Raw genomic sequence first — 13,907 nt, forward strand, 5'->3', positions numbered from 1 at the left:
GATAATGTGGCCGTTGAGTTTGTGAAGTGTTAAATGAAGTTACTCCTGCTTCTCCTTGTAAGGGAGGAGTTTTTACCTCACCCCAACCCTCTCCTTTTATCGAGGGCCCCTATCCCCGCTTGGAGGGAGCCAAAGCCAGAGCTGAAACAAGCCGCTTGTAAAGCCGTGGATCAGCGGCGGCTACAAAGTATAGCTTTTTCCAAATCGCTGAAAGCAGCGGCTAAAGTATAATCTTAACAATAAAGTATAGCTGATATTAATTTACGAATAGCAACAAGAGTGGAAGTATAGCTAATCCTTAGAAGAACAGAAAATCTGCTTAAATCCCCCAGACGGGCACCCTTCTGTAATCATTTCTGTTGTAATGGCGTTATAAGGAGCTGAGCCGTTAGCTGGCGCTGCACAAAAACTGTATTTTAGTTACATGAAGATATTCGGGGATAGCATTAAAACCAAAGTCGTGGTGGGCTTTACGCTGGCATTTAGTATTGTGGCGGCGGCCACTTACCTCACCTACACCAGCTTTACCAAGCTGCTCGACTCGGTTGAAGTACTTTCGCAGCCAAACGAAAAGTTGATAGAATTGCAGCAAACACTCTCCAGCATTGCCACTGCCGAGAGTGCTATCCGCGCTTATACGCTTACTACAAATGAGGAGCATTTCAGGGCTTACCTTAACCACCTCGATACCATTCAAAGTCAGATAGACTCGCTTGAGCACCTCATGCAGGGGAGCCCCCGTGAGCAGGCGCAGGTAGACTCTGTTTCGGCACTTTTGCAGAAAAAGCAGGAGAGCCTGAACCTGTATGTAGCACTCAAGAAACAGCAGAAAGAGAGCACCTACTCCAGCAAGGCCATGCGTCAGATCGCTTCTACAGCCAAGCAAAAGCCCCTTTCCACCACTATCCGCAAAAGCACCACCACCACCATATCAGATCGCTTAAATTTAAATGGCACTGACGAAGACCCCACACAGGAGCCGCCGCAAGTGGAGGAGAAAGAGGACAGAAGGGGGTTTTTCGGTAAGCTCTTTTCTAAAAAGGAGAAGCCAGCCCATGAGCTTCCGCCGCCGCCAAAGGTAATTATGCCACAGCTACAGGTAAAGCAGGAAGTACAGATAGACACCAGTATAGCCAATGTGCCAGTTGCCCCGCTTAACCAGGTGCGCCGCATTCTGCACAACGTACAGCGCGAAGCCGATGAGCAGGCGCAAAAGCTTCAGGCCAAAGAACTAGCGCTGCTGCAGCAGGACAAGCAGATCATGGACCAGATCCGGGCTATGATGTATGAACTGGAGCGGCATGAGCAGGAAAAGGCTGTGCTAAACTCTAACCAGGCCCGCGAAGTAGCCAAGGAAACCTCGGGTATTATGCTTGCCATAGGGGTGCTGGGCCTCGGCAGTGGCGTTGCTTTTATACTTATTATTCTCCGTGACCTAACACGCAGCAACAACTATAAATCAAGGCTGATACAAGCTCAGAAAGAGGCTGTAAAATTAGCCCGTGCCAAAGAGGCCTTTGTAGCCAATATGAGCCACGAAATGCGCACTCCGCTTAATGTAGTGCTTGGGTTTACGCAGCAATTGCGCCATACGCCGCTTCAGGCACAGCAGGCTGAGCATCTGCAAGCCATAGACGGAGCCGGGCAGCACCTGCTCCACATTGTAAACGATGTACTGGACCTGTCTAAGATGGAGGCGGGCAAACTGCAGATTAACCCTACCACCTTTAGCCTGCGCCAGCTACTCATGCAGGTGGAGCAAGCTTTTGCGCTGAAGGCATCCAGCAAAAGTATAAACCTTAACTTCTGCACTTCCCCTGACATACCGGGCAATCTCTGCGCCGACGCCCTGCGCCTGAAGCAGGTGTTGTTTAACCTGGTGGATAATGCGATAAAGTTCACCCATCAGGGGCAGGTAAAGGTAGATGTTAAACTGCGCAGCCGCCGCCGTAGCCGCGTGGCGTTAAGTATAGTTGTGTCTGATACAGGCATAGGTATTCCGCAAGAGCGCCTGCAGCATGTGTTCGGAGAGTTCAACCAGGCTGATGATTCTATCCTGCGCAAGTATGGCGGAACCGGTTTGGGCTTGCCAATTAGCAAAAAGCTGGTGGATATGCAGGGAGGCACGCTTACTGTAAGCAGCGAGTATAACGTGGGCACGACATTTATGATTGTGCTTCCGATGCAGGTATCTCAAGAAGAAGTACCTGCGCTTCCAGCCGAAGCTGTTCCTGTGCCCGCTGCCTTCACAGGCTTTAAAGCCTTGGTGGTGGATGATGATGCCTACAGCCGCACTCTCTGTGATCTGATCCTTAGCCGCTGGGGCATGCAGGTATACTTAGCCAACGATGGCCAGGAGGCGCTGGCGCTTGTGCGCGAGCATTCGTTCGATATTGTGCTAACAGACATTCAGTTGCCTGGCATGAGCGGCAAAACCGTGGCCCGTAACATTCGCAAGCTTGACAAGCAGGTACCGATCATCGCACTTACAGCCAATATATTAAGCAACGATGCGGGCTTCTTTAAAAACTCAGCCATTACGGGCCATGTTTTAAAACCATTCACAGAGCAGGAACTTCATCAGAAGTTAGCAGAGGCACTGCCTGTAGAACAGCTTACACCGCAGGCACAGCAGCAAAACGCTGTTACTACAGCTACGCCAAGCGATGCTCCGGAAACACCCGCATCCAAAGAAGAAAATCTGTACGAGTTAAGCGAAATGCGCCTCTTTACCGGGGATGATCACCAGGCATTAGCCGCTGTACTGGAGGTGCTGGTGCAGGACCAGGAGCAAAACCTGGAGCAGCTAAAGCAAGCCGCCCAAGCACAAAACTGGGAGGCGGCCGGCAACATGGCGCATAAGATGCTCACTGCCTTCAAACACTTAAAGGCCCATTCTGTTACGCCCCATTTGCTGCAGTTGGAGCAGGTGCTGCATACAGGCCAGCAAGAAGGTACCGCGCTGCAACAAGCCGTTGAGGCCGTGCAGCCGCAGGTAAAGCAGGTGCTACACGCACTGCAAAAAGAAATAGAAAGTATAAATGCGATGGCGGAGGCAGGTTAAAGCCTCCTGCCAATCAGATTTCTATGTTATAGAGTTTCAGTTTGTTGTAAAGCGTTTTGCGGTCTATGTTAAGCAGGCGCGCCGCTTTGGACTTATTATACTTTACACGCTCCAGCATCGCCATAATCATCTCCCGCTCATTCCGCTCATTTATACTTTTGAGATCTGTTTCCATAGGGTTGGAGGCGGCAGCATAAGACACGGACGCTTGCTGAAGCGGCGCAGGTGAGTAATGGGCAATCTCTCCCGGCAGTTCCTGCAGTGTCACGTAATCTGACTTCGACAACAGCACGGCACGTTTCACCACATTTTTGAGTTCACGCAGATTACCGGGCCAAGTATACTTAAGCAGCGCTTCTTCTGCTTCCATGTCAAATTCCTCCACCTGCTTCTCTAGCTCATGGTTTGCCTGCTGCAGGAAGTGATTCGCGAACAGCAGCACATCTCCATCACGCTCGCGCAATGCCGGAATATTTATTTTAAACTCGTTGAGGCGGTGGTAGAGGTCTTCACGAAACTGCCCGTTGGCAACAGCCTGCACCAGGTCTTCATTGGTCGCGGCCAGAACCCGTACGTCTACATCCTGATCAGCGGTGCTGCCCAGTTTGCGCACTTTGCGTTCCTGAAGGGCACGCAGTAATTTTACCTGCACTTCGTAAGGCAGATTGCCAATCTCATCCAAGAAAAGCGTACCTCCTTCGGCAGCCTCAAACTGCCCTTCTTTATCTTTCAGAGCTCCTGTAAAGGCACCTTTTACATAGCCGAACAACTCGCTTCCTGCCAACTCTTTAGACAAGGCGCCGCAGTCTATGGCTATAAATGGCTTGTTATGGCGCTTGCTCTGATGGTGAATCATACGTGCCACATACTCTTTGCCTGTGCCGCTTTCGCCTTCCACTATAACAGACAAATTTGTCGGAGCCACCAGGCTGATGAACTCTTCTATTTTTTCGGCTTGCGGACTTTGCCCCCGTACAAACTCAATATTGCCTGCCTGGGCAGCAGCAGCTGTATCGGGTTTAGGCTCGGCTTTTTTGGCCAGTGCGTTCTGTATGACTAACAGTGTCTCATCAGGGTTGATGGGCTTGGTGATATATTCGAAAGCGCCCATTTTTATAGCTCTTACAGCTGTGCGAATGTCAGCATAAGTTGTCATTAATATAACAGGCACCTCCTGTGTTAGCACCCGTATCTGAGTCAGCAGTTCTAAGCCATCTTTATCGGGTAAGCGGAAATCTGTTAGAATGAGGTCGAAATCCTGCCCCTTGAGCAGGCGCAGCCCGTCGTTTGCAGTGTAAGCAGTGGCAACCTCATACTGTTGGCGCTGTAAAAAGCCCCTCAGCATCAGGCAAAAAGCCGGATCGTCATCAATCAGAAGTATCTTTGGCATAATGGATTCTACGTGTTACTAGCTGCCGGGTGAGTGCAGGAAGCTATTAAGTAACGATTTTTACCAGCGTTATGTTCTATCTGGCTCCGTTTCTGCCAATATAACTCCTTTTCTGAGTACATAAAACAGAAGAGCCTCCGTCTTACAACGGAGGCTCTTCTGTAGATTATATATTAGGTGGGTGTGGTTTTTACTAGCTTTCTATTTTTTTTCCAGTCTCGTCGAAGCGTACCACCACCGGCTGCTCTTCGCCGTTAATAAATTGCACCTCATAGGCAACGGGAGCACCGTCTTCAGCTGACTGCACTTTGTGCACCTCGCCAAGAGTCCAGCCCTGATATTCTTCGCTGGTTACAATGGCCTGCTTTACAGCATCCGGCAGTTCTTCCGGGGTTACTTTCTGCTTGCCTTGCGCCTGCTCCTGCTGTACAGGTTGCTGAGTGTTTTGAGGAGTTGTTTCTTGTGCTTGGGCTGTAAAGCCTGCTATCGCAAAAGCTATTGCTAATACACTTATCTTTTTCATCGTAAATTAATTCAGTTTTTGAGATTGATTTAAGAACGGTGGCTAAGATTACTCTTTAGCTTCACTTGCAGCTGCTGCTGCTTGCGCCACAGGCTTGCCTGTTTCGTCGAAACGAGCTACTGCCTGCTTCTGCTCTGCGTTCGTAAAGTAAATTTCGTAGGTTGCTTTAGCTTCAGCGCCGGCCGCAGCTTCTGGAGCTACTTTGTACACCTCGCTAACTTGCCAATCTTTCAGAGCCTCATTTTGCAAAGCCTGCTTCACACCTTCCGGAAGCTCCTCTTGTGTGATTTGCTGCTTGTTGGCATCCTGCATTTCCTCTGTTTGCGGCTGCTGGGTAGATGGGTTATTTTGTGTTTGTGCTGTTGCTTCAGTTGATATGAATCCGAATGCCGCGAAGGCAAACGCTAATACAGTTACTTTTTTCATGGTTAGTTCAGTTTTAGATAATCTGTTCTGCCAATCCCTTATGAGATAACTGTGCCAAAACCTAAACATCAATATAAATAACTGATTATAAGTGAGTTATCGGCAATTAAATACTTGAGCCACAAATTTTATGTTTGCTGATAAGTTCTACAGTATGTAGAGTAGCACCTGCAGGCTGTATCATAACAAGGGCAGCAGCAGTATTACTTAAACTGCCACTTGCGCTCAAAGTATAAATCGAGAAGCAGATGCAGGAGCTTTGTCTGGCATTAGCCCGAAATTGACTAAATTAGCCCCATGAGTGAACCACGTAAGAAACTGTTTCTGCTAGACGCCCTAGCACTGATATACCGCGCGCACTTTGCCTTCAGCAAAAACCCGCGCATCAACTCCAAAGGTATGAATACCGGCGCCGCCCTTGGCTTTACCAATACGCTGGTGGAGGTACTGCAAAAGGAAAAGCCTACGCACATTGGCGTAGCCTTCGACTCGGCTGCCAAAACGTTCCGTCACGACAACTTTGCCGACTACAAAGCCAACCGCCAGGCACAGCCCGAAGATATCTCCATTGCCATACCTTACTGCAAAAAGATTGTAGAGGCCTTCAACATCCCGGTGCTGATTATGGATGGCTACGAAGCCGACGATATTATCGGGACCATGGCTCAGAAAGCTGAAAAGGCAGGCTTTGACGTGTACATGATGACCCCGGACAAAGACTATTGCCAATTGGTAACGGATCATATCTTCCTGTACAAACCCGCTTTTATGGGCAACGCCATTGATGTATGGGACGTGCAGAAGGTGCTGGAAAAGTGGGAGATTGAGCGTGTGGAGCAGGTAATTGATATACTTGGCCTGCAGGGCGATGCCGTGGACAACATACCGGGCATACCGGGCATCGGCGAGAAAACAGCTAAAAGCCTGATAAAGCGTTTCGGCTCTGTAGAGAACCTGATTGCTAACTCCGACCAGCTTAAAGGCAAGCAAAAAGAGAACGTGGAGAATTTTGCGGAGCAGGGCATGATGTCAAAAGAGCTCGCCACTATCCATTGTAGTGTTCCGGTAACTTTTAGCGAAGAAGGTCTGCATTACGATGGCCCCAACGAGGAGCAAATAACCGAACTATTTGCAGAACTGGAGTTTCGGCAGCTGGCGCAGCGTGTGCTGGGCAAAAGCTTGGGAGAAGCCGCTGCACCTGTTGCCGCCAAAGGTGGCAGACGGGGCAAAGCCGCCGATAGCAACCAGACTTCACTCTTCGGGGCACCTGCTGCCGCGGCAGAGGCTGAGGAGGCAGAAGAGAGCGCACCGGCTACCATGCAACACATAAAAACTACGCTGCAGGATTACCACCTCATCAACACGCCCGAGCTGCGCCAAAACCTGATCCAGTACCTGCTGAAGCAGGACGAGATTTCTTTTGATACAGAAACGACAAGTATAGATGCTATTACCGCCCGCCTGGTCGGCATGTCGTTTTGTTACCGCGCTGGCGAGGCCTACTATGTGCCGGTGCCGCATGATAACTTGGAAGAGACCCAAAGTATTCTTGATGAATTCAGGCCTGTGCTGGAGAATGCCAACATCGCTAAGATTGGGCAGAACATAAAGTATGATATACTTGTGCTGAAGAAGTATAAAGTAGAGGTAAAGGGGCCGATTTTCGACACCATGCTGGCACACTACCTGCTGGAGCCGGAAATGCGCCATAACATGGATGTACTGGCCGAAACCTACCTCAACTACAGCCCGGTGCCTATTACCGACCTGATCGGCCCGAAGGGCAAAAACCAGAAAACCATGGCCGACCTGGAGCCGGAACAGGTGAAAGATTATGCCTGCGAGGATGCCGACATCACGCTGCGCCTGAAATTATACTTTGAACCGCTGCTGCAGGAGCAAGGTCTCACAAAACTGTTCCGGGACATTGAGAACCCGCTGGTTCAGGTATTGGCTGATGTTGAAAACGAAGGTATAAGTATAGATTCTGATGCACTCGCCGATATTTCGCTGCAACTTGAGGCAGAGATAACAACGATGGAGAAGCGCATTTTTGAAATTGCCGGAGAGCAGTTTAACATTGGCTCGCCTAAGCAGCTTGGTGAAATTTTGTTTGACAAGTTGGAGCTGCATGGCAAATCAAAGATAAAAAAGACAAAGACCGGGCAGTATGCCACTGGCGAGGAAATCCTGATTAAACTGGCTCCAGACCATGAGATTGTGCGCCTGATTCTGGACCACCGCCAGCTCACCAAGCTTAAATCTACTTACGTAGATGCGCTGCCGCAACTGGTATGCGAGCTGGATGGCCGTGTGCATACTTCCTTCAACCAGGCTGTAACCGCTACCGGCCGCCTTAGCTCCACCAACCCTAACCTGCAGAACATCCCGATCCGGACGGAGCGCGGGCGCGAAATACGCAAGGCTTTTGTGGCCCGCGACAGCAAGCACCAGATCATCTCTGCCGACTACTCGCAGATTGAGCTGCGCATTATGGCTGATTTCAGCGGCGACCCTACCATGAAAGAAGCTTTTAAAAACGGGTTGGATATTCACGCCTCTACCGCCAGCAAGGTGTTCCACGTGCCACTGGAGCAGGTAGACAGCGAAATGCGCCGCAAGGCAAAAACGGTAAACTTCGGTATCATCTACGGCATTTCTGCTTTCGGTTTGGCCGAACGCCTGGGCATACCGCGCCGTGAGGCTGCGGAAATTATTGAAGCATATTTTGAGCAGTTTCCGGCCGTAAAGGAGTACATGGACAGCACTATAGAGAAAGCGCGTGACCTGGAGTATGCCGAAACGCTGCTGCACCGCCGCCGTTACCTGCGCGACATAAACTCACGCAACCAAACCATCCGTGCCTTTGCCGAGCGCAACGCCATCAACGCGCCTATACAGGGCACAGCCGCAGATATCATTAAGATCGCGATGATCAACATCCATGATTACCTGCGCCAGGAGAAGCTCAAAACCCGCATGATTCTGCAGGTGCATGACGAACTTCTGTTTGATGTCCCGAAAGAAGAAATAGAGATTGTGACGCCGAAAATTGTAGAACTGATGACCAACGCCCTACCACTCAGCGTACCTATGGAAATTGGCCTTGGCGTAGGAGACAACTGGCTGGAAGCGCACTAAGATCAGTATTTACAGGATTCTGAAAGTATAAAAGTATAGAGAAGCATACTTACTAAAGTGTAGCTATTTACATCCTGTAAATCCTGATATAGGTAAACAAAAAAGCACCTCTTGTGGGAGGTGCTTTTTTGTTGTTATTTATACTTAAGTATTACGGCAGCAGCACAGCTCTGTACTGCGTTTCGTCTACTAAAGGCACATTAGAGTTATACTTCGCGTTAATCGCTTTTATTATCTCGTTTGTTGCTATTGCATAGCCTCTAGGCGTAAGGTGCACACCATCCAAAGAGAACAGGTTACCAGTGATGAAGGCAGGAGAATAAGAAACTCCGGCTTGTGAGAACCCGCCTAAGATGCTGTTAAAGTATGCGTTCGCATCCCACAGGGCAAGGCCTCTAGCTTGAGCCTGCGCTTTAATAATGTTGTTAAACGCAGTTGTTGCAGATTTAACATTGTTCACTTCTGTTACATCCAGTAACAAGGCGCTTGGGATCGGGTTGCCAACTGAAACTCCGAAAGCACTTGTTGTGTCAATGCCGTAATTTGCCAAAAGGCCTGCCAAAGTAAGTCTAACAACAATCGGATCTTGGCTTGCGCTTGCCTGGCGTGCCAGATCTCTCCAGTACTTGCCTGTAGGCTGGCCAAGCAGTGGGGCATAAGCAGCAGCAGTTAAAGGGAAGTATACGCCACCCTGCGCTGCGTTAATCTGAGCGGTTCCTAACTGTACACGCGTATTGCCGGCGCCTGTAAGAGCAACAAAGCCCGGTGCACCCGCAGCTGTTAACGCCTGCTTAACAGATGGTCCTACTGTAGTGAAAAACGGAATAGCAGTAACATCCGGTACAGTAACCAAAACACCTTCTTTCCCTTCACCATCCAGAGCACTTACCAATGCTGAGAAATTCTGATCAAACTTATCAACCGGAGTTATAACTCTGTCTAGGAAAGCACCGCCGGAAGTAGCATAGCCAAGCACGTCGTTCTCAGCCATCCAGATGCTGAAGAAAGTATGATCTGCCGCCTGGGCCTGGGCCTGTACATATTGTAGGTATGTTTGACCTGGATTGTCTGTCAAGCGCTCAAAAAACGGATTCCCCTGCGTACTTCCGTAACCAGCAGTTTGTACATCAGCTGTCTTGATACCTGGTATAGCCAGGTTATTTATGTTCTCTGTATACTTGGTGTACAGCGTTGGGTTCTGGCTGCGGATAGCCAGTTCGCTTGTTACGTTGGCAGTAACAGGGGAGCCCTGTGCTGTAAAGCCAGTTAATCTTAGATAGCCGGAGCCGTTTCTCTGAGCTTCAGTAAACAGCGGTTGTGTAAACTCACCGCCACCTACTTCCTGAAACTGTTGTGCCAGCAAAGCAGGAACAGAGCTTAACTGCCCTTCACGGTATAAGCCACCGTCGGCGTAACCTGCGCTTAGCGAGTTACCTACGGCAATGTAAGATGAGAAATCTGCCTCGCCCGAATTAGCGCTGGGTGCGTCAATTTCAGGGTCGCAGCTGGTAAGAAGCAAACCAGCAGAAAGCGCTAGCAGGCTGGATTTATAAAGAAACTTTTTCATGACTATTTCGGCAAATTAAAATTTGAAATTGACACCTAAACCAGGTATGTAAGCTGTTGCTTTAAAAGTACCCGGTACACCGTTAGACTTATCAGCAGTGTCGGTTCTTTCTTTTTTGTTGATATACAGGAAAGAGGCATCCACGCTGATCATGTCGGAGAAGGAATAGCCAAGGCCAACAGACAAACCGCGCGAGTCAGCGTCCGGTGTTTCAGGAGTAAGATACCCATCCGACACAGGAGATTGGTCATAATAGGCACCTGCACGGAGAGCAAGCGCATCGTTAACCATATACTCACCACCGATGCGGTAAATCATGGCATCATCGTAGTTTCTGCCACTCTCTGACACAGTGCTACCACCAACTGGCTGGCTGAAATCGAAGCGCAGGCTCTCGTAAGCGCTCCACTGCACACGGCTCACGTCCACTGCTAAGGTAAGCTGCTCGCTTGGCTTAAAGCCGATACCCAGGCTCAGGGTAGATGGCATTGGCAGTTCTGCTGTAAAGGTAGTACCCTCGGGGAAGTTTCCTCTGGCTGCATCAGGAATGTTCTCGAATGTAACGTCTCCGTCTTCCACTTTCAGGTCTACTTTTGAGCGGTAGTTTACACCGATAGAAAGTTGTTCAGTTGGCTGAAAGAATACGCCCGCATTAAAGCCAAAAGCAGTGTTGGCACCGCCATCAAGTTCAATTCTACCTTCCGGCGACCCCTGCTTCTGTACTGGCAGTACGCGCTGCAGGTTTACACCACCTGTAGCCACCACAAAACCAACACCTACACCAATTTTATCTGTAATCTGGTAACTCACTGTAGGTTGGAAATAGATAGCCTGCAGGTCAATTTCGCTTAGGCCATACTTTCCTCTCCAATTATCACCCCATCTAACTCCGCTACCAAACGGCGTATAAACTCCCAAGCCTACTTTAAGCTTCTCATTAATGCCGTACACGCCATACACCTGGAACGGAGTACCAAAATCATTATCCGCCTCAGCAGTTGTGTTTGTAGGCTCTGGTGCGCGGTAAGCAATATGAGAGCTGATTGCACTGGCGCCAATAGTCACTCCGTTTTCACGAAGGAAGCTCATGGCACCCGGGTTAAAGAAGATGCTGGAAGTACCTGTTTGGATACCAGTACCTGTATGGCCCATACCTATCTGCCGCTGGCTGGCCAGGTTTACCTGGTAACCTCCGGCCATAGCCGACGCTGAAAGGAGCGTGCCACCTAGTAAGGCTAGAATTCTGCTTTTCATAAAGTCTAATTTATTTAATGTAGGGTGATAATTGCTCTAAACAAATATATGCTTATTCCACCGCCTCACAATGTTTTTTCAAATATTTTTCAAAATGAGTCGAAAAACAAGTATAAAGCTGATCTGTTTTAGCTTCAAGGCTTTTGAGGCTCTGTTTTAGTCAGATTTTAGTGTGCGGTTGAGTCATCGGTTTTTAGAAGAAGGTGTACAACTGCGCCCGCGCATATATCATTTCAGAACTAATGAGGCAACGGTAAAGTATAACTTTATCCTATCTGAGGGGCTATCTTATTCGCCTGGCTTGCGTTATAAAACTCCTGAAACTGAAGTTAACAACATGTACGATGTAATAATAATAGGCGGGGGACCGGCCGGTTTAAATGCAGCCATGCTATTAGGCCGTTCCCGCCGAAAAGTAATAGTGTTTGACAGCGGCAAACCAAGAAACCGTTGGGCTAACAATATGAATGGCTTCCTGACCAGCGATGGCATGAATCCACGCGAGTTTATACAGAAAGGCCGCGCCGAGTTAGATAAGTATGGCGTAGAGCTTAACAACATGGTGATAAAAACAGCCACTTATACTAAAGGCGAGTTTGTTGTTAACGATGAAGCTGGCAAAGTATACCGCTCCCGAAAACTGCTGCTGGCCACCGGCCTGAAAGATAACCTGCCGGAGCTGGACGGACTTGAAGAACTGTACGGCAAAAGCATACACCACTGCCCCTACTGCGATGGATGGGAGAGCCGCGATAAAGCTATTGCCGTTTACGGGCCGGAACGCGGAGGCATTGGCCAGGCGCTTGCCATGAAAAACTGGAGCGACGATGTAACGCTTTACACCGACGGCACCGACAGCCTGCGCCATGAAGATCTGGAGCTACTGGAGCGCAATGGCGTAAAGGTACAGAAAGAGAAAATTACACGCCTGGAAGGTGAAGGCGGTATGCTGCAGCACATCGTGCTTTACAGTGGGGAGAAGCGCCCGCAGCAGGCCATGTTTTTCTCGCTGGGCACTCAGCAGCAGTCAGACCTGGGAGAGCAACTGGGTTGTGAGTTTACGAGCAAAGGCGTAATCAGAACTAAAAAGCTGCAGCACTCCAACATTCCGGGCCTCTTTGTAGCCGGCGACGCCGCCCGTGATATGCAAATGGTAATAGTGGCTGCCGCCGAAGGAGCTAAAGCCGGTGTGGCTATAAATATGGAGCTGCAGCAGGAGGATAGAAAGTAAAATATTATAGCCTCCCTTGCTTTTTTACAGGCAGGGGAGGTTATTACACTACAGCTTTAGATTACACCATGGCTTTATCGCGCTTCTGTGGCACCGGCTGAAAAAGATGCTCACGCAGGCAATAGCGGTAACCGTTCACGAGCAGGTGCATTTTAAGGTTTTCCACCGCCACTGGTTCGTTTTCGCCTAGCTCACGAGCATTGGAGAAGCGTATCTCGCTGGCATCTATCACGGTAACTACGCCTGGCCCAAACACCTCCACCTGATCTCCCTGCTTAATAATGATGCCGGTTTCTTCACTCAGGCCGATGCCTACATACTCCGGATCGTGGGCGACGGCATGCGCTAAACGGCCAAAGCGCCCCCGCTCTGCAAAGTGTGTATCAATGTATACATGTTTAATAAAAGAGCAGCCTCTGGTGGTTTTCATTTCTCCTTTTATAAGAGAATAATGGCCATACCCGTCATAAATCATACTATCTGACATAATAGCGGCTCCGGCGCTGGTACCGGATATGATGATGTTCTCGGTACGGTAACGATGAAGCATCAAACGCATCAGCTCCGTGTCGTTCAGGAAGCTTGCCAGCCGCACCTGGTCGCCGCCAGTAAAAAAAACCACATCGGCCTTGGCCATGCGCTCCAGATACTCCGGTTTATCGGCGGGGTTGTGCTCATCTATGTGCATAAAACGTACGTTATGGCAGCCCAACTCCTCAAAAGCTTCCTTGTAGGCGTTACCAGACTCTTCTGGTGTTTTGGTGGCTGTAGCAATAACTTCTATGTGAGAGGTTATTGCACAGATTTCGGACCGGATAAGCCTGATCAACCCTTCGTCATCGCCGCCACCTAGTGCTATCAAAGTTCCTTTAACTTGTTCCATAAGTACATTTACACTTAAATAATTTTATTATACTATGTAAATCGGGTTGAGGTTGATTTGTTCTGGCCGCGCTTAAATAATGGTGCATCTATAGCACTGATTAACAGCGGAAACCTGTTTACGCATGCAGGTTATTTATACTTCAGGATGCGTGAGAGTTTGACAGCTTATTGATTCCTGTAGCTTTGGTTCTTCCTACCAAACCATACTTTATACTTTAGTCTGCAAGTATGTTTCTCTTCTGCTGAGGCGCCTTTTATACTTTAATTCACCGATTTGTTAGCAGGAACCTGAGCCGCTGCAGGAGAGGCAAAAAGACTGTCCGGTGCCGTACAGCAAAGTGTTCGGCACCGGACAGTTTTTTTTCGAGCCAACAAGTTAAAAATTACCGCAATAAACTGGTAATCAGCATTTTAATTAGTTTGGCA

General features: G+C 49.0%; 9 protein-coding genes. 3 read left to right on the forward strand and 6 right to left on the reverse strand.

All coding sequences use genetic code 11. The features are described 5' to 3' along the window. Positions 1-424: 424 nt before the first annotated feature. Positions 425-3,064, forward strand: a complete 2,640-nt coding sequence (locus Q1B04_RS14845) for an ATP-binding protein (protein WP_299760137.1) — start codon at positions 425-427, stop codon at positions 3,062-3,064. Positions 3,065-3,077: 13 nt separating this feature from the next. On the opposite strand, the gene Q1B04_RS14850 is transcribed toward Q1B04_RS14845, so the two are convergent. The 3 genes from Q1B04_RS14850 to Q1B04_RS14860 form a co-directional block, all read right to left on the reverse strand. Continuing rightward, positions 3,078-4,454: a sigma-54 dependent transcriptional regulator gene (locus tag Q1B04_RS14850; protein WP_299760139.1), complete on the reverse strand. Its 1,377-nt coding sequence runs from the start codon at positions 4,452-4,454 to the stop codon at positions 3,078-3,080. Between the two features lie 193 nt (positions 4,455-4,647). Beyond that, the gene (locus Q1B04_RS14855; protein WP_299760141.1) at positions 4,648-4,977 is read right to left on the reverse strand and encodes a hypothetical protein; all 330 of its coding nucleotides are present in this window, start codon (positions 4,975-4,977) and stop codon (positions 4,648-4,650) included. Positions 4,978-5,025: 48 nt separating this feature from the next. Next, complete coding sequence (locus Q1B04_RS14860) at positions 5,026-5,403, reverse strand: hypothetical protein (RefSeq protein ID WP_299760143.1); 378 nt, start codon at positions 5,401-5,403, stop codon at positions 5,026-5,028. A 297-nt stretch (positions 5,404-5,700) separates the two neighbouring features. On the opposite strand from Q1B04_RS14860, the gene polA reads away from it, so the two are divergent. Next, positions 5,701-8,544 carry a DNA polymerase I gene (gene polA / locus Q1B04_RS14865; RefSeq protein ID WP_299760145.1) on the forward strand — a complete coding sequence of 948 codons (2,844 nt, stop codon included), beginning with the start codon at positions 5,701-5,703 and terminating at the stop codon, positions 8,542-8,544. Between the two features lie 151 nt (positions 8,545-8,695). Here the strand turns inward: polA and Q1B04_RS14870 are convergent, their stop codons facing one another. Then, positions 8,696-10,111 carry an SGNH/GDSL hydrolase family protein gene (locus Q1B04_RS14870; protein ID WP_299760147.1) on the reverse strand — a complete coding sequence of 472 codons (1,416 nt, stop codon included), beginning with the start codon at positions 10,109-10,111 and terminating at the stop codon, positions 8,696-8,698. 15 nt (positions 10,112-10,126) lie between these two features. Continuing rightward, positions 10,127-11,365 carry an OmpP1/FadL family transporter gene (locus Q1B04_RS14875; protein WP_299760149.1) on the reverse strand — a complete coding sequence of 413 codons (1,239 nt, stop codon included), beginning with the start codon at positions 11,363-11,365 and terminating at the stop codon, positions 10,127-10,129. A gap of 337 nt (positions 11,366-11,702) precedes the next feature. On the opposite strand from Q1B04_RS14875, the gene Q1B04_RS14880 reads away from it, so the two are divergent. Then, positions 11,703-12,596, forward strand: coding sequence for an NAD(P)/FAD-dependent oxidoreductase (locus Q1B04_RS14880; protein WP_299760151.1), 894 nt, complete (start codon positions 11,703-11,705; stop codon positions 12,594-12,596). A 61-nt stretch (positions 12,597-12,657) separates the two neighbouring features. On the opposite strand, the gene Q1B04_RS14885 is transcribed toward Q1B04_RS14880, so the two are convergent. Continuing rightward, on the reverse strand, positions 12,658-13,479 hold the full coding sequence (locus Q1B04_RS14885) for a cyanophycinase (protein ID WP_299760153.1): 822 nt from the start codon (positions 13,477-13,479) through the stop codon (positions 12,658-12,660). Positions 13,480-13,907: the final 428 nt, after the last annotated feature.

The organism is uncultured Pontibacter sp. (assembly GCF_947495565.1).
Lineage (GTDB): Bacteria > Bacteroidota > Bacteroidia > Cytophagales > Hymenobacteraceae > Pontibacter.